Source organism: Halostagnicola bangensis (assembly GCF_054653435.1).
In genome coordinates this window covers 253,316-276,129 of sequence record NZ_BAAIGG010000003.1, presented here as the reverse complement: position 1 = coordinate 276,129, position 22,814 = coordinate 253,316, and the positions used below count along the sequence as shown (strand labels likewise).

The window sequence follows — 22,814 nt, the reverse complement described above, 5'->3', positions numbered from 1 at the left end:
GGCTACTGATCGATCGCGCCAAGATTCTGATCACTCTCGAAGGACGCCGGGTCTGGTTCGATATGCGCGTATTGGACGGCCTGTCGACCGAGGGTCGCGACTCGCTCCTCGGTGCCGGGATCGACGAACGCGTTCTCTTCGAACGGGGTGTAGGAGTCACCCACCGCAGCCTGGTGTGGAATCACCCAGGCGTTGAGCGCCCGACACACCGAGCGCAGGTGCTCGAGGGTCGTCACCGGAAACGAGCCGCCGGCGACGGCGAGTAAGCCGACGGTCTTTCCCTCGAACTCGTCGAACCCGCAGTAGTCGAGCGCCGTCTTCAACGACGACGAGTACGAGCCGTGGTACATCGGTGAGCCGAGCAAGATGGCGTCGGCGTCACGGACCCGTTCGGCGAGCTCCGCGGCGTCGCCAGCCTCGGCCGGGTCGACGTCGGCGTCGTAGATCGGCAACTCGAATTCTCGAAGGTCGATCAGATCCGTCGTCGCGCCGACGTGGGCGGCTTCCTCGAGCGCTCTGTGCAGGGCGATCTGCGTGCAACTTCCCTCCCTGAGGCTACCACAGACCGCTGCCACTCGAATCGATTCAGCGGGACGTCGAACGGTCCTCGGTTCGTCCATACGCGGACCGAAGGGCCGTGTGCGAATCACAACAACCCCGCATAGTTCGGGACTTAATACAGATCGTCGTAGAAGTAGTGCTCGATGAGATGAGCCTGGCCGCGGTGTAACCGCTCGGCGAGTGCGGAGCGGGAGATCTCGAGCGACGTGGCGACCTCCTCGAGTGGCGCGCGCCGAGGAACGTCGAAGTAGCCCAATTCGTACGCGGCGAGGAGTGCCTCGCGTTGTTTTTCCGACACTCCAGGGACCCATCCGGTGTTCTTGTCTGCCTCGTAGAGTCGATCGAGGCGGAACTCGACACCCATGCTGACGCAGCTGTCGCGATAGGCTGCGAGTTCCTCGCGATTTGCGAACTGGTGTTTTAGATAATAGCCATCCGGGCCGACGCGTTGCCGTTCGATCAGCGTTTTGTTCAACGTGAGCTCGTCTACTTCCTTCTCGAACGGCCCATCCATAACGACGTGGTACGACCGCACCTGATCGACGTCGCTGATGAGCGTGAACCCCTCGACGTTCGCTGCGTCCTCGAGGGCGGCCTCGAACGCGTCGAACGATCCGCACGTGACGCGAATGACGCGCACAACTGGCCCGGAAACGGTCTGTTCGTCGTGTTCGATAATGAGCGTACAATCTGGCACCGCACGGACAACGTCGACCAGCTCCATCTCCTCCGACAGCAGTCGGAACTCCGCGGTCAGGCCCATACGTCTCACTCAGGAGCCGCCACCATAATCTGAACGGGTGGTCGTTCGCTCGAGGTTCGCACCCGACGGGAGAAAGCAACGCGTGGAGTGTGCCAGTTCCGAGATAGCACCGTCGCTTTCGTCCTTCGGGTTCTCGACTTCACCTCGAATGCAGTGCGCGCTCGTACTGATGGACGGACGGCCAATTCGGACACTACGTCTGGTTGCGAAAGAAGTACATCGTCGCAGTACCGAACACGGCGATGAGTCCCGCGGACGTAAGCAGGACGACGCCGACCTCCCCGCTCGTCGCAGTGCCGTGCATTAGCCCGCGCATCGCCGTAACGAGGTGGCTAAACGGATTGAGGTCGACGAACATCTCGAGCCAACCTGGCATCGTCGACGGATCGACGAAGGCGTTGCTGACGAACGTCAGCGGAAACATGATCATCATGCTCACGCCCATGAGCGACTCAGACGAACGCATGACGAAGCCGAGGGCGGTCCAGATCCACGAGAGGCTGAACGCGAACACCAGCAGGAGCGTTACCGCCGACAGCACGCCGATCACGCCACCGTCCGGACGGAAGCCGAGCAACAATCCGAGGGCGATCACCAGCGTGGCGGCGATCGTATAGCGGACGGCGTCGCCCAACAGCGCGCCGACGATCACCGAGGGTTGCCATACGGGTAACGTCCGGAAGCGATCGAAGACGCCCTCGTCGATGTCGTCGTTGAGGGTGATCCCGGTGTAGATGGTGATGAAGATAACGCTCATCGCCAGGATTCCCGGCAGGAGTTCCTGTAAGTAGACGCTCGTTGACCCCGCGAGCGCACCTCCGAACAGGTAGGTGAACATCAGCAGAAACATGATCGGGATGGCAGTCACGTCGAGCAGTTGCTCGGGGACGTGCTTGATCTTCAACAGCGCCCGCCAGCCGAACGTGATCGACGCCGAGAGGGCGGAAGGCGGCACGGGTCGGTCGCCGGTTCCAACGGCTGTTTGGATACGCTCGACATCGGGATCCGTCGGCGAGTCCGTCATCGGCGGTCACCCCCGGAGGGACCGCCACGTGCAGGCCGATCGGTCAGCGCGAGAAACACCTCGTCGAGGCTGGGCTGACCAAGCGCGAATTCGGACGTTTCGACGCCGGACTGAGACAGTTTCACGAAAGCGTGGGAAGCGCGCTCGGCGTCCAACACCCTCGCAGACAGCGACAACGGGTCGGAGCGGCGCTCGATGGGCGCCTCGAGCACGGACTCGAGTACCCGTTCGGCTTCCGCTCGCTGTTCCGGAGTCCGAACTCGAACGTTCAACACGCCTGAACCGACGGACGCTTTCAGTTCATCGGGCGTCCCTTTGGCGATGATCCGGCCCTCGTCGATGACGGCGATCAGGTCGGCCAACTGATCAGCCTCCTCGAGGTACTGCGTCGTCAGGAGCACGGTCGTCCCGTTGGCGACGAGCGCTCGGATGATCTCCCACACTTGATTCCGGTTGCGCGGGTCGAGTCCGGTCGTGGGTTCGTCCAGAAACAGCAGATCGGGTGTGACGACGATGCTCGCCGCAATATCGAGGCGGCGACGCATTCCGCCGGAATACGTCTTCACTTGACGTGTTGCGGCCTCAGTCAGTCCGAACACCTTGAGGAGATCGGCGCTTCGCGCTTTTGCCCCCGTCTGCGAGTAGCCGAGTAATCTCGCCAGGAAAATGAGATTCTCGCGACCGGTCAGATCCTCGTCGACTGAGGCGAACTGGCCGGTCAGACTCACTCGGCCCCGAACTTCGTCTCCCGCTTCCACAACGTCGTGGCCGAACACGCGCGTCGTTCCCGCGTCGGGTCGCAGGAGCGTTGCGAGCATGCGGATGATGGTGGTCTTGCCGGCACCGTTGGGACCGAGCAGTCCGTAGATTCCGCCGGTCGGGACAGAGAGGTCGACGCCATCGACCGCTTTCGTGTCGCCGAAATGTTTGACGAGTCCCTGGGTTTCGACCGCGTAGGTCGGTTCCGTGCCGGTGTTCTCGTCGGTGGATTTGTGTTGTTTTTGCATCTGATTCACATGTTACACAAAGCGAAGGAATCGAATCAGAACGACCCCGAATTCGCCGGGGTTTGATATAGGTCTGGTAGCAAAATACACGGAGAGATGGGATGTGCTCGCCGTAAGCGCTCGGCAAGCGCGGAACGGGAGAGTGTCGAGGAAGCAGCAACGTCGTCAAGCGGCAGTTCCTCCGATCAAAGCTGAAATTCGGCGGTTAAGGCCATACCGCCCACTCGGTGAAAACGCCGGTAAAATTTCGTAGCATCTCACGGCGTCAACGGCCGGTTCGGCGTGACCGCTTAATAGTGAACGACGCCGTCGAACCAATCTGCAAGCGACTCGTTCAACTTCCCAAGGCCTGTCGGTCGCTTTCGGGTGCAGATCAACTGCTGACTGATGGCTACTACACGCTGACGTCGAAGCAGCGTTCACGTCAATCGAGAAGACGTTCATGTTTTGGGTAATTCACGAGCATCGCATCACCATTATCGCTCAGAGATCACAGAGCGGAACCCCGCATCTTCAGGTACGAGAAGGAACCGATACTGCCGGATCTACCTACGTAGATCGATTGACATGGAATCACGCAGAAATTTCTACAGCGAAGTGCCATCGCCATCGAACCGATCGATCGTATCACCGTTAGAATTGATTGCTCGAAACCCCAGACACCATCGCCGAGGTAGAGGATGCCACCGTCGGGATCCGGTTCGCCGTCTCGAAGGCGACGCGTTCGTTTGTATTCGTGATCGTCGTGTTCGAACACGGTATTGACGTTGTACGCCTCAAACAGCGGTGTCCAGTGCTGACGAATATCGCCCCGCTCTTCGGCTTCGATCGGCTTTGCACAGGGATAGGCGAGAATATGGCTCACAGTCATCACGTGGGCGCGGTCGGTACGCTCGGACAGCGCGCGCTCGAGTCACTCGGTTTGGGCTCCCGCGACAGTGGTCGTGTGATTCGAATAAAGGAGCAGTATCGGGAGATCAGTCCCGATAAACTCCATCAGCGTACGCCAAGTCGCCGCCAACGAGCCCGAATAACGAATCCCACGACGACGCCGGTTTGTGCAGTGGCGGGACGCTCAACGACGTTCCGATATCACCGCCTTCGGCGAACGTCATGGTCTCCGTGATCTCCTCGGGAGCAGTTTAAACGCCGAGGCCGGTCGTCCGTTCGCTCGAGAAAGCGTCGCTATTTTTGGCCGAAACTTCGGCAGTCACCGGATCTGACTGTTCCGCTGTCGGTACGAGCCATTGTAGCGTGACTGAACTGGTTGGGTCGTTTCCCCGCCACGTCGCGATGAGCGTTGATAGCTCGGTCATTGGCGTCTTGTTGGTAAAGCCAAAGCTGGTACACCCAGCGAGACCAACAGTTCCAACACTGGCGACTTGGAGGAATCTCCGACGTGTCTTCCGTCGACGCACAGACGCACCCCGGTTGCTTTGGCAAGTATTCTGACCCATCAGTACTACTGTCCCTCCAAATCCTACCCAGACACACGAATCTGCTGATTATGAGCTTCGAACCGCATAGGCAAAGCCAAAAGATAGCGATCACTAACTGGCACCTCCGGAGTCAACTCACCGTTCGATCGGGGGATATTCTTAACCGAGTCGAACCTGAATATGGGAGTACGAACTGAGATGACCGACCTCACTGATCCACGACCACCGCTTCCAGCGTGGATTGTAGACGCCTACGAAATCCTCTCTACTCACAGTCACAACACAGCGGAGGATCAAGGCGGGCAGCCGATTCCACGTGAGCAAGCTCTCGAGGTCCTTCGTGACGCTGAGCAGTTGGATCTTGAAGCGGGGGATGCGACCCATGCACTGTCCCGGCTGATCGACCGCGGCTATCTCTACGAAGTAAACGGCGAACTCCGCATAACGATACCTGAAAACTAACGAGCAGGCGACCTGCGCTGATTCTGTCGAGCGGATCTAAAGCTTCTCTGAGATAGCTGTCTCCTCGAGCAATCCACGTCTTTCTCCGACGAGTTCTGACTGGGAACAACCGACTGGATCAAGGTCTGGCGACCGGTCACTACAGAGGAGGTCATAGAGGTCTATCAGTGGGATCGTGAACGAGCGGTCAAGGAACTCGAGACCAACACCAACATCTCTCGTACTCAAATCAGGGTCGGAGAATTCTGGCAAAGCAAATAGCGAGTTCTTTCGGCTCTGTTGGAACCTTTCCTTTTTCACGAACTAATTCTCGTGAAAACACTGCTCACTACACGACTGTACTGACCGACTACTACCCTTCGCAGATCGGCCCTTAGCCGGTCGAGGTGAAAACTATTCGGCGCATCCGTGATCCGTCGATATAGCGTCTCGAACGGGTCGCACTGCAGTGGTCGCTTTTGATCTTTGTTCTTGAAGGTGATGATGACACGTTGCTCCTGGACGTCGCTGATCCGGAACCGATTGTGCGACAGGGATGTGACGAGCGTCGCTCCATCCGAGATATCATCGAGTTCGTCGAGGAGAATATGCTAACCGACACCAAACAGCATAGCAAATGAGAGGTGGCCGAAAGTCCTTGAGAGACGGCTCGTGAAGTGACATTGCGCCACCGCCGATGAGATAGGCATCAACGTCTGTCTGGAGATGATCTGCGATTTCCTAGAGTTCGGCCTCGATATAGTTACGACCGAATCGTTCACGAAAACTCATACAGTGATCTCATAGTCTCTGGCTGTTTGTTTGAAGTCTTCCCATTTGGGTAGTTGTTCAGTTGTTGTGGCTCCGTCTGTCTCTACGTATTCGATGAGTTCGTCGACGATAGCGCGCAGATCGATCGTCGCTTCGGGGAGATAGTGTTCAGCACGCTCCCGCAATGTCGTTCGCTCAATATCCTGTTGTTGCATCAATAAGAGACAGTACGTTCGGTACCGGGGACCGTCATCGATCAGCAGTGTGTGACAGACTAATTCTGCGGGAGTGATCTTTGAGAGTCGGTCCGTCCGGACGTAGTGTCGCCGATCTCTGGTGAGAAGCGGGATATCGAACACTTCGAACAGGGCAGGCCCAGTCAGATAAAATCCGTCAGCAGTAACGTCACTGTCGCAGGCGAAGAGGAATTCGTCGTGTGTTTCCCAGAGAAAGTTGAGTCCACTCGCGTGTCGCTGTGCTTCACGACGATGTTTCTGGTGGAGCAGTCCTCGAGCGATCGGAGCCAACACTGCAAACGGATCATTGAGACGATACTGAGACTTCGATTTCCCAACGACACCAACGCGCTGAAAATCATCTAACCGACGGTATACCGTCGCCTGACTAACACCACTCCGTTCGGCTAACTCGGTTGCTGTCCGCCCTTGATCAAGATAATAGAGAACGAGTAACCCAGCGCCAGCGATGAGATCTGGCAGATCCATGTGGCTATATTCCGTGAGAAGTCCCTCGAGTTGCTCGATTGGTTCGATATCCGTCGGAGAAACTAACTTTTGTCGACCGTTTTGCTTGGTTTGGACGTAGCCGTAGGCTTCTAATTCGGAGACAACACGTGAGGTGTGGCCAGCGCTCCAATCGAGTTGATCAGCGAGCGTACTAAGACCCATTTCTGACTCAACCCCCTCTATAAGATGTGATAAGAGTCGAAGTTGACTCTTTGCTACCATGTTATCTCATATTACGCAAGTGTTTTATAAAACCCTTTCGTGATTTGAGACTATATAGTTAGATTCCAACAAGTCAGTTCTCAGATATTCGGAATGTAGGTGATGGGAAAGTAGTTCGGCCGATTACGGCCGAGAACTTTGAAATGGAGAAACGCACTCTGGGGGAAGTTCTCACCGACCAGAAGTTCAACGTACCAGAGTACCAGCGGTTGTATTCGTGGAAGAACATCCACCACGAACAGTATTGGTCGGACATCGAGCAGTTCGCTAATGCCGACCTGGTCGCTGATCGACGCGAGGTATCTGACGTGTTCTTCAGCTCAATGTACTTCGCGGTCAACGACGACAAGCAGGTGTACGAGGTCATTGACAGCTCGCTTCGACCCCACAGGGGTTCGTCTGTAACCGGATGCTCAACTCGAGAGCGGCGCGGAGCACCAGCTTCGACCCTACAAGGGTTCGTCTGTAACGCGGTATTGAGGTGCCGAGAGATGCTTATTAGAGTCCGGATCCCAGGGAATCGGCGTAGATGTACTCGACAACCTCAATGTATGCATGATTCGGCTCGCTAGGGTTGGCGGTGTGCATATACTTCCGCCAACTGACAACGAGCGAACGATGATTCGTGATACCGATTTGGGTCCTATTTAAACAAAACCTGGTCAGTGACTCTAGAGAAACACTCTAGATACCCTAATGCAGACATCAATTTATATGGGTTCGACGAAGCGGACGACACTTCGACTGAGCGACGAACAACAGCGACTCCTCGACGAAGCCAAGAAAATCGTAGCCAACGGCCGTTTGTGCGTTGTTGGCACAGGTAAAGATGATAGCGGTGCTTACTGGCCCCTATCATGTGGATTGGTGACTCTACCCAAATCCCTAGGCGAAGATTTTTATTCTTTGTCCCGAAGACAACAATAGCAGTTCATCGTCCCTCTCCGTATATCGAGTTCCTGACTAATTGTCATTGCAGGGCCCTGGACAGTCAGTGGCGGGGTACGTGATCACTGAAAACGACGAAATACCGACCAATCTATGAGCGACGATACGACCAATTCCGACGTACACAACCGAGTTGCAAGCGAAGTTCCTTCCCACTTAGATATCACTGATGTCCAGTATGAAGGACCAGATCTCGTAATATATACCGAAACTCCACGCGAGTTCGCAAAAGATGGTGACCTCCTTGGTAACCTTGCGAAAACGCTTCGAAAGCGGGTGACAGTTCGACCAGCACCGGGAAGCCAATCGAGTCCCGCGGAAGCTGATGCAAAGATCCGTGAAATCGTGCCTAACGACGCACAAATACAGGATCTCGATTTCTATCCGACGATTGGAGAAGTGCTTATCGAGGCGGAAAAACCAGGCCTCGTAATCGGCCAAGGGGGGAGTACAATTCGCGAAATAACTCGAGAGGTTGGCTGGAATCCGGAGATCGTTCGAACTCCTCCAATGGAGTCGTCGACGGTCGACAACGTTCGCAATTTTCTGACCCAAGAGCGCAATGATCGGCGCGAATTCCTCACCGATGTCGGCGAACAAATACACGGCGACCCGCTAAAAGACGTAGACTGGGTTCGTCTCACAACTCTCGGTTGTTGTCGCGAAGTCGGCCGAGCGAGCTTTGTTCTCCACACCCCCAACACGAGGATCCTCATCGACTGCGGGGACAAACCTGGTGCGGAGGGAGAAGTACCGTATCTTCACGAACCGGAAGCCATGCCGCTAACGGACCTCGACGCTGTCGTTCTAACGCACGCTCACCTCGATCACAGCGCGTTGATCCCGTTGTTGTTCAAATACGGATACGACGGCCCGATATACACGACCGAACCAACACGGGACCTGATGGGCTTGCTCCAACTCGATTATCTCACTGTCGCTTCGAAAGAAGGGAGAACGCCACCGTACTCGAGTGAGCAGGTCCGGCAGGCGATCAAACACACGATCCCGATAGAGTATGGTGATGTCACCGATATTGCACCGGACATCAAACTGACAATGCACAATGCAGGTCACATTCTGGGGAGTGCATCTGCTCACTTTCATGTCGGAGAGGGGTTCTACAACGTTCTGTTTTCTGGTGATATCCATTATGAGCCGACACGACTGTTCAACGGCGCAGTCAATGACTTCCCGCGTGCGGAGGCGATGGTTATGGAATCAACGTATGGTCGACGAGGCGACTACCAGACGGATACAGACGAGAGCGAGGAGAACGTTCACCAAATCATTCGAGAAACGTACGACGAGAACGGGATCGTCGTAATCCCCGCGTTCGCCGTTGGTCGCTCACAGGAATTAATGCTCGTTCTCGAGGAGGCGATGCGAGAAGGGACGATCCCAACGATGCCGGTGTACCTCGATGGAATGATTCGAGAGGCGACGGCGATCCACACAGCCTACCCCGAGTATCTTCGTGACGGACTTCGACAGCGTATCCTCCACGAAGATGAGAACCCGTTCCTGGCTGAACAATTTCGGCAGGTCGACGGCGGACAGGAAATGCGTGAAGAGATTGCGAGTGGTGAGCCCTGCGTTATTCTTTCGACCTCCGGAATGGTGACCGGTGGCCCCATTATGACCTGGCTTGAGCTACTTGGTCCGGATCCAGACAACACGCTCATGTTCGTCGGATACCAGGCTGAGGGGACGCTCGGCCGAAGGATCGAGGGCGGGCACACGGAAGTCCCGTTTGAGGGACAACGAGGGCACGGTGACCGGCTCACACTCGCTTTCAGAATTGAATCGGTGAGTGGCTTTTCCGGTCATGCCGACCGAGCAGGTCTCGAGCAGTACGTCCACGAGATGAATCCGCGACCGGAAACGATCCTGTGTGTTCACGGTGACGATCAGGCAACGGACCAGCTTTCATCTGCACTGTACCAGAATCATAACATCAGGACTCATCAACCGAAGAATTTGGAAACGTTCCGGTTCCCGTGATACGCTCACGTGCATAAAAATTCGAGTTGACAATTGTAATTCGGAATCTCTTTACTCGGATCGTCAAAAAGTCAGTGCGTGAACGACAAACGGGTACAGTTTTGGGTACTCTATCTCACCCGTTTCGCCGAAGGATTCGGGTTCATAACCCTGATCACGCTTCTTCCGTACTACATCAATACTCTCGATCCGTCTGGTACGACACTTTTCGGGCTTACTATTAGTGCGGGTATCGTCGTCGGTATGTACACCTCGGGGTTCACACTAGCCCAAACTGTCGCTGTCGTGCCCCTCGCGTGGGCTGGTGACCGTTTTGACAAGCGGACGGTTCTTCTCGGAGTACTCGCGATCGGTGCCGTCGCCTATGGGCTGTTCCCAGTGGTCGACTCAAGCGCATCGTTCATCGCTATTCGGGCTCTCCAAGGTATCGCCGTCACCGGTACCGGACTGATGGCGTTATCGCTCGTTGGCCAAATTGCAGACGTTGGGACGCGAGCAAACTACATCGGGAAGGCAAACGCAGCGAGCTTTGCAGCGTCAATTATCGGGAGTATTAGCGCGGGAGCACTCTACGATTTGTTCGGCTTTGGACCTATCTTTCTCGTGATCGTGTGTATTATGGTCGCCGTATGGCTCGGGACGTTCTGGTATCTGGATCCAGACGAAACACGGATCGAGGGGTTTCCATTCACAGGACTCGCCTTCAACCGGCGTATTCTTACGCTCTCGAGTTTCCGGTTTCAGTACGCGTTTTCGGTCGAAATGGTTCGTACCTGGGTCCCGATTTACGCGGGCGTCGCTGCGGCAGAAGGTGGTCTCGCGTACGGTGGCATTGCTGTCGCGCTCGTCGTCGTTGCTGAAAAGTTCACGAATATGTGTTTCCAACCGTTTACTGGCCGGCTTTCCGATGTCTACGGTCGAGCGCTGTTCGTGTTCGCAGGTGGAGCAGCGTATGGGATTGTCGCCTTGTTTGTTCCGCTTTCTCCAGTTATCGGAACGACACTCGGGCTTCCGTCGGAACTCGTCGTTTCTATCCCAGCTGCCATTGCAGGTATTGCACTCCCGATGTGGATACCATACGAGACGGTCCCGGATCAACTCGTGATAGTCGGCGACATCTCTCCTGCGTTTTTCCCACTGCTGGTTCTGTCTGGGTTATTGGGTGTCGCAGATAGCTTTCGTGAGCCAGCGAGTATGGCGTTGTTCGCCGATGAAGGCACTGAGGATGGTGGTGTTGCCTCGAGTTTCGGTATCCGCGAACTCGTCTGGCGGCCGGGAAGTGTAATTGCTCCCTTGCTTGGGGGATGGCTTATGATCGAGGTGAGTATGGCGTCCGTATTTTATCTCGGGGGCGCATTCGCATTGACCGGTGTTTTTACGTTTCTTGTTATTCTCGTGTGGTTTCACGGACGGCGGGCGCTCATTGAGTGGTGATCAACAGGAGGTGACGGCGTAAGCTGCGTTGGAAACGCTCGAGGTTCATCGCTCCAATCGATCTCTCCCTCTCTTACTGCAAGGGAATTCACAAAATCATCAGGCTCGGTACATGCTGTGAGTTTCGACTGGATATCATCCCACGACGAAGCGAGTTGGAATTCTGCGAGAATCTTCGATTCCCGAACGACTTGCCCCCGAGGCAGTTGACCCGTAGTCACTATCTGTGAGGTGCAATTAAAAGCGTCCGCTTCGGTTACGTGCATTGCGATACTCCGCGGTAATTGAACCGCCAGCTGTTTCCTCGATCCAGACGACACCGTCGACGAGCTCTTTCAGCGCAGACAGTGTCGTATCGTCGTGTTTCGTGTACTCGAAGCCTATGACAACAAGACCCGGTTCGGGTTGATGATGGTCAATAAGTTGTTCAATTCCACGAATAGTGCGTTCAAGATCCCCCTCCGTAAGTAGCGGTGTAAGTGATTGAATGGTAAGGTGTGCTGTATGACTGGTTGGTGATAGCGTCTTATCAAGTTCCCAGAGGGCAAGCACTAATCGGGTGAGTTCGATTGGATGTGAGAGAGATACTACCGGATACTCCTGGAACGGTGCAGAAGGTTGATCTGTTGGACTTGCATCAATGATCCCTAACCGCCCGGATTTGAGAGACGGTGTGAGCGTAGTTTGTTGTTGAATCATCTTTTCAGCACTGGTGGATGTTGTCACGGCAATTCGACACTCCGCGGGGGATGCATAGCGGTCCAGGATACGGATTTCCGGTAACGAATCCTCGAGCGGTGACGGTTTTGCAACGAGAAGCGCTGAACTCTCGGAGATGTTGGCGGGGAGTTCGTCGATATCGAAATGCATGCAGGGATTATCGGATTCAGATGAGGTCATGTGTGAGTGTGATTGGACAGGTAATTTTGAATTGATCTATGACCGGTAATTTCATCCACGGGTGAATTCATCACGGTCTGCTCAGGATAGTGCCGCTCACCACATGAACGACACACAGTAACGGCGACAATGTCGGTATGCGCCACTGAAGTACATAGATCTTTTGTGGGTACTCGTACTTCTTGAAGGTCACCTCCACATGCCGACCACGGTAATTCGAATTCTGATGTCATGGATATTGTCTGGGAACGGTCTCATACAGTGGCAAAGCCCCGAACGGTCTGGTATTACTGGAACGCCCGATCTCGTTTCACCAGATAGGGACAATCGCGAGCAGCAAAGGAATCAAGACCGCTGATCGGAGTTACCTACAGATATTTCGTTATCTCATAAATGTCTTTCGTAATTGGTTACGTTTTGGCATCTGTCAGAGATATATTCACGTTTCGTGTATTTACCGCATCATCACGAAAATTCGCCGAATTAGGCTATTATTGTGAAAACTCAACCGCTGGAGATATACGTCTGGACCACAGCTATATCAGTATGGGTTTTGGAAGCTACGATGAATCCGAGCAGCAGCATCAGAACAAGGACACAGAGGATAACGAGGATGCCGCAGTAAACGTTCACGAACACGAGCATGAGGGAACGATGACTGTCGAAACTGGCGGCTCAACTGATGATCTACTCGGGCAACTTCAGGATATCAAAGAAAAGAAAGAACACGACGAGTAATATCGGAGTTCAGTTTCGGCTTCTCTTATCTGCTTCTGGTAGAAGAGTACCACTCTTTCTTTACTGTCGATACTGAAATTGGAGACTTGTGGATCCCTATACTGCGGCGACTCGCAGTGTGAAACTATAAAAGAGGTTTCTTCGGAGAGAGGTCTATAAAGCGCTGTTCAGACGAGTTGGATAATATTTCCGTTCGACGTTGGATGGAGATCGCGTCCGACTTTGTATCCCTTCTCCGAAGCAAGGTCGAGATATCCCGAGAACCCCTTCATGTCTTGGTGGGCAGGAATGATATGTTGCGGCTGGAGTGCCTCGAGCATCGTGTAGTGACCTTCTTGACAGAGGTGCCCTGACACGTGGATATCAGAGTAGACGCGCGCACCCTGCATGCCAAGCAGTTGTTCGGCTTGGTACCGTTGCCCTTCGTTAGTTGGCTCCGGAATAACGCGGGCGGAGAAGACGACCTTATCACCCTCGTCGAGTTCGTAGGAGGTCCCACCGCGTCCCATCCGAGTGAGCATCGCACGCGGTTCGCCCTGATGACCGGTGACCACGGGAAGGAAATTCTCCTTGCCTTCGTTCATGATCCGTTCGAGCGATTGATCGATAGCGTTCCGATATCCAAACATGCCGAGATCATCCGGGAAGTCGACGATATCGAGTCGTTCTGCGGTACCAGAGTACTTCTCCATCGATCGTCCTAACAGGACTGGTTGACGACCGATATCGTTCGCAAACTCGACCAGGGACTTGACGCGGGCGATGTGGCTCGAGAATGTTGTTGCCACGATACCGCCGTCGTAGTCTTCCATGCTGTAGAGAACATCTCGAAGATGTTCTCTGGCGACGTTTTCGGACGGTGTTCGGCCTTTTTTGTTCGCGTTGGTACAGTCCTCGATGTAACAGAGGACTCCTTCACCTTCGCGTCCGATCTCACGGAAGCGCTTCATATCGATCGGATCGCCGATTACCGGCGTATGGTCCATTCGTTTGTCGAGCCCGTAGACGATTGCCCCCTCGGGGGTGTGGAGAACGGGATTAATTGCATCGATAACAGAGTGGGTGACGTTGACGAACTCGAGTTCGACGCCGCCGTCCCCGATCGTCATCGAGTCACCAGCATCCATCTCGAGCAAGTCGTTTTGGACACCGAACTTCTGTTCGTCTTCGAGTTCCTGTTCGACAAGTTCGAGGGTAAAGGGTGTCGCGACGACGGGAGCATCATACCGGTGAGCGAGTTTAGATATCGCACCGATATGATCAAGGTGACCGTGTGTGGGAACGATCGCCTGGACGTCCCCCTCGAGATCGCTCATAATCCGATCGTCGGGAATCGCACCCATGTCGATCAGATCGAGACTGTGCATTCCCTCAGTTTGAATATTGTCGTGGATAAGAACCTTCGAAAGATTCAGACCCATGTCGAAAATGACGATATCGGTACCAGCGCGGACAGCAGTCATCTGTCGTCCAACTTCTTCGTAACCGCCAATAGTTGCAATTTCTATTTCCATAGATCAGGCCGATCATAGCGTTCCGTTCACAAGTGTGGCATCCGCGATGGATGCAATAGGAGCGATGAGCGGTACGATGTCAGCAATACGAATTCACACCAGTACCGTTCAACCGTTATCCATGCAAAGGACAGCGCATCTTTCGGTTGAGTAACAAGTGATGCTTCAACCCTATATACCCCCTGATTGTCTTCGGAAAGACGGCATGGAGTTCCAACTGAGGACGATTGAGTACGAGATCACCAACACGGAGGCAACTCTTGGAATCACCTTCATGATTCGGTAGACAACCCTCAACGAAGGATATCGAGATTCAGACGAGAAATCACTGAACAAATAAGGAATCTATGGGCGCTTGAGAGCACCCTCGGCGTCAAAGAGACTGTGACTATCTTTTGGCTGTCCTGGATGTTCTCGAGCAGCTTCCGCGTCGAATTCGACACCGAGACCTGGCTTATCAGGAACGGCGATCGATCCATTTTCAACCTCGAAATCGTGGTCGATGATCTCATCGCCCCACTCGACATCTCGACTCATGTGCTCGAGCACTTCGAGGTTCTCAATTCCGGCACAGAGGTGAAGTGCAGCTGCCGTACTGACACCGGCGTTCGGATTGTGCGGTGCAAACGTCATATATCGTGACTTTGCCATCGCGGCGGCATGCTGAAGCTCCTGGAGGCTCCCATAATTTGTCACGTCAGGTTGAATGATATCACAGGCCTGCGTCCGAATAAGGTCCGCCATCGTTTCGTTATTGTAAATTCGCTCACCCGTCGCAACCGGCATATTCACCGTCGAATTGATATCTGCCATTACCTGTCTATCCTCGAGTTCAACGGGCTCCTCGAGGAACATGATATCGTACTCTTCGAGAGCGCTCGCGACCTCGATTGCTCCCCGTCGAGAGAACCGGCCGTGACAGTCGAGCGCTATCCCAACGTCCCAACCGACGGCATCACGAACCGCCTCGAGGAGCTCCGCTACCTCCTCGAGTTGTTCGTTGGTAAGTGAATACTCGTAGTGAGCGAAGGGGTCGCATTTGAGGGCCGGATATCCCTGCTCGTCCACCGCTTTCTTCGCGTGGTGGGCGTAATTCTCGGGCGTTCGTTCACCAATATGCCACCCATTTGCATAAACAGGAATCTCGTCGTGTACTTTCCCTCCAAGTAATTTCCAAACGGGTTCGTCGTAGTACTTCCCAGCAATATCCCACAGCGCGATATCGAACGCGGATGCAACTGCGTTGATGAGCTTTCCTGCTCGCCATGCGAATGGATCACGACGGCATCGCCGGTTGATCTGTTTACGGTTGAGTGGGTCTTCTCCGATAAGATAGTGTTTGTGTGCCTTTGCGGTCTCTTCGAGGGCAGCAGTCAGGCCTTCCCCACTCAATGCTTCCCCAACGCCCGTTATTCCTTCATCAGTATGTACCTGAACGAAGAACCAGTTTCTCCAATCTGCATCAACAACAAACGTTTCTACGTCAGTTACTCTCATACGAGTAGCTTTTCACACGTATACAAAGAGCTACTGAATGTTGCGTCTGCTCGCATAGATTGGTGGACGATCCGCGTTTGACCCCCGTTCTGTAGGGTATTAACCAACTCGAGCGACGACTCGATTACTAATCGATTGCTAACCCACTACCGGTTGAACGTCCCCTCCGGAGCAGGAACCAACCCGGTGTGGATTTTGAAATCGACGCGTCGAAGATGTTTACAGCCACCTGTTGGTTGGCGATTTTTGAAGTCCGGACAGATGCATGTCTCCGCTTCGATATCGACGTTGTAGGTATTCGCGCTCTCACTGAGAATGACTGCTGTCTCGGTGTCGACTTCGGCTTCGTTGGTGGCAGGTTTTCGACCCGTTTCGGCTCCAATCCTGTCTCGCTCCCGTGGCCCGTGTTCGACGGCACAAAGACAACATCTCTCAGATAGTAAAATCGTGATTAGTAAAAACTAGAATAAGATAATATACAAATTTATCTCGGTGGGGCACAAACCGTGGGTATGGCAGTATCGTCGTTCGTGAATAGACAGGAAGAGCTCAACACCCTCTCTTTAGGGTTTGAAAGTGATTCTGCGGAATGTATCGTCGTTTATGGCCGGCGACGACTCGGAAAGAGCGCGCTCGTCCGAAAAGCGATCGAGGATCGAGAAGATGCAGTGTACTGGCAGGCAACCGAGGAGACATCGGACGTGCAACTTTCCGATTTCGTCGATACTGCTAGTGACACGTATCCTCTCATAGAAGACATACAACGCGACTGGGAAGCTCTCCTCCGGGCACTCGGCCGGGAAGATGCAATCGTCGTGCTTGACGAGTTTCCGTATCTAATTGAGTCGGATGACGCTCTCCCATCGAAAGTCCAGCGAGTTTGGGATCTCCACTTGGAAGATACCGAAATGACTCTCGTTCTCGTTGGATCATCAATCTCCATTATGGAAGAGAAAGTCTTGGGAGGCGGAAGTCCGCTCTACGGTCGTCGAACAGCAACAATCGACTTACCGCCTCTCACGCTCGATGAGGCACAGGTATTGTATCCTGTTAATGAGCCAGATAAAGTCATTCAATCGTGGGGGGTATTCGGGGGAACACCATACTACCTTCAGGCGTTAGACCAGGATACATCGCTCTCAGAGAACATCCAGTCTCTGATCCTCTCCGAGCATGGCGTGCTTCATAACGAACCCGAGTTCCTGCTTCGGACGGAATTCGGGATTCGTGAACCCCAGACGTACTACACGATTCTCCGAGCGATTGCGACCGGGAAACGCAAAGCGAACGAGATCGCATCGTTCGCCGGCGTCGATTCGAACTCGCTTGGATCCTATCTCTCGAAGCTTCGGCGGCTCAGACTCGTCGAACGCGATATTCCGGTGACTGCCAATCCGAACGCGACGCGAAAGAGCCGATATCGGTTGAAGGAGCCGCTATTCCGGTTTTGGTTCCGGTATGTCTATGGACAAAGCGGCGAACTCGCTCAGCTTGGTAGTAAGGCATACGAGGAGGTTGTAGAACCAACCTTCTCGGATTATATGGGTTCGATGTTCGAGCAAGTGTGTCAGAACGCGCTCCCGGATCTGGTGCCGAAGACCTACCGTGGGATCGGCTACTGGTGGCACCAACAGCACGAACTCGACGTCGTTGGGCTCGCAAGCGATGGAACGCTCGTCGCAGGTGAGTGTAAATACACAACCCGAGAAATGCACGAGGGTGATCTCGCCGATCTCGAGCGAAGTGCCAATCAGATAGAGTGGACACCACCCGGAGGGAATTCCCTCGCGTATCACTACTGCTGTTTCTGTCGCTCAGGATTCTCAGCGGGTTTGGAAAACGCAGCTGCGGAACGGGACGATGTTTCGCTCTTTGCACCTGCTGATATTGTCCACCTCAACGGCACTGATTGACGGCCCCCGTTATACAACGGAGTTCGGTGGCATACAGTTCGATGGCATACAGTTCGATGGCTGTTGTCGACCTCTCGATGGCGTTAGTGAGATCGGCTGGATGGCAGCGTGTATCGACGAGTAGGGTGGAAACTCCAATTGAAGCGTGGCATCAGGAGAGTCTCACCGTGGAGCAAATAGCGAGTCTGGTCAGATTCAACAGTGTATTACTACACTCGTAGGTTGGCTTTTCAGGTGTTCTGTCCGATTGAGGGGACCCACCCCAACAATTAGGAATGTGCTTAGTGAACAACAGGCATAATGACCATCGCCGAATCGATCGATTACGTTCTCGTGTTCGTCTCATTGGTGAGGAACACGACCAATTTCGGAAACAGTTAACGGTAAAAGACGAGCTATGTCACAATACGATCCGGCGGAGACACCCGATTCACATCACGTCCACGGTGAGCAACAGCGGACCGAAAAACCGACCGACCGCGATTGTCCGTGCTGCCGTGTCTGTGAATTAACTACAGAACGGGCTGATGAGCCGCCGGTCCGACACGACCGTCAGGAGGATAATCACGAGGAAGGTGCGCACGAACCGCCCGATCACGCGCACGAAGATCGCGACGGCCACGACCACGAGGCCCACGTCGATCACGCTGGACACGAGAAACTGTTCAAACGACGCTTTTTGGTCTGTCTCGTTCTGTCGCTTCCAGTGTTGTACTACAGCGAGATGCTCCAGGAGTGGTTCGGATATACGGCGATAGCGTTCCCCGGGAGCGAGTCCATCGCACCGGTTCTCGGGGCCGTCGTGTTCATTTACGGCGGCGTTCCGTTTCTGCGAATGGGCGCGATCGAGGCGCGCAACCGCGAACCCGGGATGATGCTGCTGATCTCGCTGGCGATCACCGTCGCATTCGGTTACAGTATCGCCGCGGTCGGATTCGACATCGGGGAGCCGCTGTTCTGGGAGCTCGTCACGCTGATCGTCATCTTCCTGCTCGGCCACTGGGTCGAAATGCGAAGCGTTCGGCGGGCCTCGGGCGCGCTCGACGAACTGGCCGAGCTGATGCCAGACACAGCAGAACGCATCACCGAAGACGGTGAGGTCGAAGAAATTCGTCTCAACACTCTCGAGGGCGACGACCTCGTACTCGTGCGACCGGGGGCCAACGTGCCTGCCGACGGGGTCGTCGAAGAGGGGGAATCGAACGTCAACGAAGCGATGATCACCGGCGAATCACGCCCGGTCAAGAAGGAGCCCGGCGACGAGGTAATCGGCGGGACGACGAACCGCGACGGCAGTCTCCGGGTCCGCATCACTGCCACAGGTGAAGAAACGACGCTTTCGGGGATCATGCGACTGGTCGAGGAGGCCCAACAGAGCCGCTCTCGGACGCAAGTGCTCGCTGATCGGGCGGCAGGGTGGCTGTTCTACGCGGCGATCGCCGCCGCGGCTGTCACCGCCGTCGCGTGGACCGTCGCTATGGGGTTCGGACTGACGGTCGTCGAGCGTGTCGTCACCGTGTTGGTGATCGCGTGCCCCCACGCGCTGGGACTCGCCGTCCCGCTGGTCGTCGCTATCAATACGACGATGGCAGCGCAAAACGGGATGCTCATCCGCGACCGAATCGCGATGGAGGAGGCTCGCAATCTCGACACGATCGTCTTCGACAAGACCGGAACCCTCACGAAAGGCGAACAAGGCGTCGTCGCTGTCACTACAACCGGCGAGTGGGACGAGAACGAACTACTGGCGGTGATGGCCGCCGCCGAAGGGGACTCCGAACACATGATCGCCGAAGCGATTCGTGAAGAAGCCGATGAGCGAGGACTTTCCGTGCCGAGCGTCCGCGAGTTCGAGGCGCTCGAAGGTCGAGGGGTCCGCGCAACCGTGGGAGGCGAAGCCGCTGCGGATCCCAGCGTGGACGGAGACAGCGTACAAGACGGTGAGACGGTCTACGTCGGTGGGCCCAACCTTCTCCGTCACCTTGACGTCGAACCCGAGCCCGGCCTCGAAGCGTTCGCGGGCGAGGCTGGCAAGCGCGGACAGGGGGTCGTTTACCTGCTTCGAAACGGGGATGCAGTGGGCGCAGTGGCGCTCGCGGACGTGATTCGCGAGGATAGTTACGAGGCAATCGAGGCCCTCCACGGGATGGATGTCGAGGTAGCAATGCTCACCGGAGATTCCGAGGACGTTGCCCGCGCTGTCTCCGAGGAACTCGATATTGACACGTACTTCGCTGAAGTCCTCCCGGAAGACAAGGACAAGAAAATCATCGAACTGCAAAAACAGGAAAAGCTCGTGGCGATGGTTGGCGACGGGGTAAACGATGCACCCGCACTGACGCGTTCCGACGTTGGAATCGCCATCGGCTCGGGGACCGATGTCGCCGTGGAATCCGCGGACGTCGTCCTTGTGGAAAACGATCCGCGAGACGTCGCGCATCTCGTTCGGCTGAGTCGGAAGAGCTACCGAAAGATGCAGGAAAACCTCGTGTGGGCGGCCGGCTACAACGTGTTCGCACTTCCGCTCGCCGCGGGTATCCTCGCCCCGATTGGCATCCTGCTTTCACCTGCTCTCGGAGCCGTCCTGATGTCGGCGAGTACTGTCATCGTCGCAATCAACGCACAACTCCTGCGACGGGCTGATCTCACGTTGTGAATCGATACTTATCAGATGGTGTAAACAGATTATAATTCGAAGATGAACAGAGTAGACGCTCAGTCATTTATCAGCGGTACAGGAGAATACCTCGGGGTCGTTCGGAAGATCTTCGATCTTCCGTGACTGAGCGAACCGGAACGAAGCGGAAACATAATTCCCGCGAGGTCAGCGGGGACTTCGTTCCGCCAGAATTAGCGATGTCCGCGAACGTAAAGTGTTCGCTTGATGACGAGAATCTTCGATTCTCAAACCACTTGATCTCGAGGCGGTTCACAAGTAGACTTATCAGGCTCTGTTGAAATCCTCTTTTTTAGATGCCTGATCTCGTGAAACTACTGCTCACTATAAGTGCGGATAGAGCACTACTAAGAGGGTGCAAGCGCTATCGTTTTTCCTCCCTTTATCCACAGTCTGTTCATGAGTGAACAGGAGACGTGGCTGGGGCTCCAGCGGCGCGCTAAACCACTAGTCCAAGCCGGAGTTCTTCTCGGGTTAGGGTTGGGTGGGTTTTTCGATGGAATCGTTTTGCATCAAATCCTCCAGTGGCATCACATGCTGTCCGCCCATCCCGACCCGACTATCGCGGGAGATTTGCAGTTAAACATGATGGTTGACGGACTCTTCCACGTCGCAACATACGTGTTTACGGTTGCTGGGATTATACTGCTCTGGCGGGCATGGCAAAACCCCGCTGTCCCACCCTCGGGGCGAACCCTGCTTGGGTCTGCAATCCTCGGATGGGGGATATTCAACCTCGTCGAAGGGATCGTGAATCATCACCTCCTCGGCATTCATCACGTCTGGCCGGACGGCCCCGGGAGCGTTCTCCTCTGGGATATCGCGTTTCTCGTCTGGGGGATACTCTTCATTGTCGGCGGGTATGCCATCGTTCGCAGCGATGATGCTGTCTCGCCAATCCCTGAAGAACTGGAAGATCGCCCCGGACAAGAAGGGAGACAGGTTGAGAAACGTGACCAGGATGAAGAAGAGGTCGATTAAAGTTTCAATTCTCTCTACCAACTGCTATGTGGGTGTACTGTATTGATCATTAGAGGGTTCGGTCGAGATTATGGGGTCTTGCGTAATTCATCTGGGGGCGTCTGCTCGAACATGGCTAGCCGTTCGTGGACGCGGTCCATGATTTTACTGGGCCTTGTTTGAACGCGTGATTTCACGGCTGTGAGTCCTCGATGGCGCGTTCGATGTTGCGGACCGCGGATTTCATGACAAGTTCACGGAATTGACCGGTAAGTAGGTCTGCGAACTGGACGTGAGAGGGTGGTGGAAGAGCCTATCAGTCACTAGCAGCGAGTACGTGACAAATTCAAGATCCTCGACTGTCTCGGACGCCACGTAACATAGTCAAGCCTTGTTCTCGTGGCGCTCCTTGCAGTTACACCGGGAATGCGCATCGGCGAACTCGACAGCGTACGAGTGGACCTCCTCAGCTAGCTCGTGCATCCCGACTGCCAGACCTCGACCGGGTCGATCAATATCGTAATAGATCCGAGCACGATGCTCCGATCGGAACGCATCAATTCGAGCAGGTACACCTGTATCAGAGAATACCCCGCGACTCTCGATGTCCTCGAACACTTGCTCATGCTTTCGGAAATCAGACGATTCAGCTGCAGTCCGATCCACCAAGTAGAACTGGAACGACCGTTCGATCGCGTTGAACGACAACTCGACGATACTGACGTAGTTATTGGTTCCGCTGCGTAACTGACGGCACGTTCCTAGCATCGCACACGCTTTCCCCAGTTGTACGTCAGCATCCGTTTGCTGCCACGACAACGAATCTTGAACGGGGCCTGTCTCCTCGTCGGCTAACAACGACTCAACGTGTTCGACAGCGTCAACAACGTCTTCAAGTCCCATCCGCGAACACCTCCTGTTTCACCGCGTCAAGGACCGGGGCGTCGTGAAGCGTGATCCCTTCCACGAGTACGTCACGGATTCGGTCGTGCGTTGCTGCTGAGTCGCGCGTTTCGACCACGATGTGCGGTTCGAATCGATCTCCATCGAACTGTTCCGACTTGACATCTTCCTCAATGCCGTGAGCCGCTCGTTGCGCCGCCATTCGGCCATCATTGACAACGACGAATACGTCGATATCGCTTGCCCGGTCGGCGTCGCCGCGAGCGACACTCCCGAACAACACGATCGCTGCATGATCGCCGACACGGTCTATAAGCCGGTTCCGAACAGTTCGCACTGGGTCATGGAACTC

Annotated in this window: 20 protein-coding genes and 1 pseudogene; 9 read left to right on the top strand and 12 right to left on the bottom strand. The window is 54.9% G+C overall.

Annotated elements, in window-relative coordinates:
• Window positions 1–2: 2 nt before the first annotated feature.
• The 4 genes from ACYQ14_RS19275 to ACYQ14_RS19260 form a co-directional block, all read right to left on the bottom strand.
• Window positions 3–620 (bottom strand): NADPH-dependent FMN reductase, encoded by a 618-nt coding sequence (locus ACYQ14_RS19275; protein WP_459890543.1) that lies wholly within the window; start codon window positions 618–620, stop codon window positions 3–5.
• A 53-nt stretch (window positions 621–673) separates the two neighbouring features.
• Window positions 674–1,324, bottom strand: a complete 651-nt coding sequence (locus ACYQ14_RS19270; RefSeq protein WP_459890541.1) for a helix-turn-helix domain-containing protein — start codon at window positions 1,322–1,324, stop codon at window positions 674–676.
• A 193-nt stretch (window positions 1,325–1,517) separates the two neighbouring features.
• On the bottom strand, window positions 1,518–2,348 hold the full coding sequence (locus tag ACYQ14_RS19265) for an ABC transporter permease (protein ID WP_459890539.1): 831 nt from the start codon (window positions 2,346–2,348) through the stop codon (window positions 1,518–1,520).
• Window positions 2,345–3,355: an ATP-binding cassette domain-containing protein gene (locus tag ACYQ14_RS19260; RefSeq protein ID WP_459890537.1), complete on the bottom strand. Its 1,011-nt coding sequence runs from the start codon at window positions 3,353–3,355 to the stop codon at window positions 2,345–2,347. Before ACYQ14_RS19260 ends, ACYQ14_RS19265 begins: the two co-directional genes overlap by 4 nt.
• 227 nt (window positions 3,356–3,582) lie before the next feature.
• Here ACYQ14_RS19260 and ACYQ14_RS22110 point away from each other — a divergent pair, with 227 nt between their 5' ends.
• On the top strand, window positions 3,583–3,810 hold the full coding sequence (locus ACYQ14_RS22110; RefSeq protein ID WP_488193336.1) for a DUF8154 family protein: 228 nt from the start codon (window positions 3,583–3,585) through the stop codon (window positions 3,808–3,810).
• Between the two features lie 35 nt (window positions 3,811–3,845).
• Here ACYQ14_RS22110 and ACYQ14_RS19255 read toward each other — a convergent pair whose 3' ends face one another.
• On the bottom strand, window positions 3,846–4,226 hold the full coding sequence (locus ACYQ14_RS19255; protein WP_459890535.1) for a hypothetical protein: 381 nt from the start codon (window positions 4,224–4,226) through the stop codon (window positions 3,846–3,848).
• A 766-nt stretch (window positions 4,227–4,992) separates the two neighbouring features.
• Between ACYQ14_RS19255 and ACYQ14_RS19250 the strand changes: the two genes are divergently transcribed.
• Window positions 4,993–5,256: a hypothetical protein gene (locus ACYQ14_RS19250; protein ID WP_459890533.1), complete on the top strand. Its 264-nt coding sequence runs from the start codon at window positions 4,993–4,995 to the stop codon at window positions 5,254–5,256.
• Between the two features lie 365 nt (window positions 5,257–5,621).
• Here ACYQ14_RS19250 and ACYQ14_RS19245 read toward each other — a convergent pair.
• Window positions 5,622–5,843 (bottom strand): annotated as a pseudogene (locus tag ACYQ14_RS19245) (DUF7983 family protein); the annotation flags it as partial.
• Between the two features lie 180 nt (window positions 5,844–6,023).
• Window positions 6,024–6,914 carry a helix-turn-helix domain-containing protein gene (locus ACYQ14_RS19240; protein ID WP_488193335.1) on the bottom strand — a complete coding sequence of 297 codons (891 nt, stop codon included), beginning with the start codon at window positions 6,912–6,914 and terminating at the stop codon, window positions 6,024–6,026.
• Window positions 6,915–7,117: 203 nt separating this feature from the next.
• On the opposite strand from ACYQ14_RS19240, the gene ACYQ14_RS19235 reads away from it, so the two are divergent.
• The 3 genes from ACYQ14_RS19235 (at window position 7,118) to ACYQ14_RS19225 (ending at window position 11,360) form a co-directional block, all read left to right on the top strand.
• Window positions 7,118–7,546, top strand: coding sequence for a GmrSD restriction endonuclease domain-containing protein (locus ACYQ14_RS19235; RefSeq protein WP_459890529.1), 429 nt, complete (start codon window positions 7,118–7,120; stop codon window positions 7,544–7,546).
• A gap of 469 nt (window positions 7,547–8,015) precedes the next feature.
• Window positions 8,016–9,926 (top strand): beta-CASP ribonuclease aCPSF1, encoded by a 1,911-nt coding sequence (locus ACYQ14_RS19230; RefSeq protein ID WP_459890527.1) that lies wholly within the window; start codon window positions 8,016–8,018, stop codon window positions 9,924–9,926.
• A 78-nt stretch (window positions 9,927–10,004) separates the two neighbouring features.
• Window positions 10,005–11,360, top strand: coding sequence for an MFS transporter (locus ACYQ14_RS19225; RefSeq protein WP_459890525.1), 1,356 nt, complete (start codon window positions 10,005–10,007; stop codon window positions 11,358–11,360).
• Between the two features lie 237 nt (window positions 11,361–11,597).
• On the opposite strand, the gene ACYQ14_RS19220 is transcribed toward ACYQ14_RS19225, so the two are convergent.
• Entirely contained in the window at window positions 11,598–12,260 is a 663-nt protein-coding gene (locus tag ACYQ14_RS19220) for a DUF7504 family protein (RefSeq protein WP_459890523.1), read from the bottom strand.
• A gap of 546 nt (window positions 12,261–12,806) precedes the next feature.
• Here ACYQ14_RS19220 and ACYQ14_RS19215 point away from each other — a divergent pair.
• Window positions 12,807–12,998 carry a DUF5786 family protein gene (locus ACYQ14_RS19215; RefSeq protein WP_459890733.1) on the top strand — a complete coding sequence of 64 codons (192 nt, stop codon included), beginning with the start codon at window positions 12,807–12,809 and terminating at the stop codon, window positions 12,996–12,998.
• A 167-nt stretch (window positions 12,999–13,165) separates the two neighbouring features.
• On the opposite strand, the gene ACYQ14_RS19210 is transcribed toward ACYQ14_RS19215, so the two are convergent.
• Together ACYQ14_RS19210 and ACYQ14_RS19205 are read right to left on the bottom strand one after the other, a co-directional pair.
• Entirely contained in the window at window positions 13,166–14,512 is a 1,347-nt protein-coding gene (locus ACYQ14_RS19210) for an RNase J family beta-CASP ribonuclease (RefSeq protein ID WP_459890521.1), read from the bottom strand.
• 345 nt (window positions 14,513–14,857) lie between these two features.
• The gene (locus ACYQ14_RS19205; protein ID WP_459890519.1) at window positions 14,858–16,009 is read right to left on the bottom strand and encodes a mandelate racemase/muconate lactonizing enzyme family protein; all 1,152 of its coding nucleotides are present in this window, start codon (window positions 16,007–16,009) and stop codon (window positions 14,858–14,860) included.
• A gap of 512 nt (window positions 16,010–16,521) precedes the next feature.
• Here ACYQ14_RS19205 and ACYQ14_RS19200 point away from each other — a divergent pair.
• From ACYQ14_RS19200 to ACYQ14_RS19190, 3 genes are all read left to right on the top strand, one after another.
• Window positions 16,522–17,922 (top strand): ATP-binding protein, encoded by a 1,401-nt coding sequence (locus tag ACYQ14_RS19200; protein ID WP_459890517.1) that lies wholly within the window; start codon window positions 16,522–16,524, stop codon window positions 17,920–17,922.
• 397 nt (window positions 17,923–18,319) lie between these two features.
• Window positions 18,320–20,578, top strand: coding sequence for a heavy metal translocating P-type ATPase (locus ACYQ14_RS19195; protein WP_459890515.1), 2,259 nt, complete (start codon window positions 18,320–18,322; stop codon window positions 20,576–20,578).
• 420 nt (window positions 20,579–20,998) lie between these two features.
• Window positions 20,999–21,580, top strand: coding sequence for a DUF2243 domain-containing protein (locus ACYQ14_RS19190; RefSeq protein ID WP_459890513.1), 582 nt, complete (start codon window positions 20,999–21,001; stop codon window positions 21,578–21,580).
• Between the two features lie 363 nt (window positions 21,581–21,943).
• On the opposite strand, the gene ACYQ14_RS22105 is transcribed toward ACYQ14_RS19190, so the two are convergent.
• Window positions 21,944–22,462, bottom strand: a complete 519-nt coding sequence (locus ACYQ14_RS22105; protein WP_488193334.1) for a DUF8154 family protein — start codon at window positions 22,460–22,462, stop codon at window positions 21,944–21,946.
• Entirely contained in the window at window positions 22,452–22,799 is a 348-nt protein-coding gene (locus tag ACYQ14_RS19185; RefSeq protein WP_459890511.1) for a nucleotidyltransferase domain-containing protein, read from the bottom strand. Before ACYQ14_RS19185 ends, ACYQ14_RS22105 begins: the two co-directional genes overlap by 11 nt.
• Window positions 22,800–22,814 lie beyond the last annotated feature (15 nt).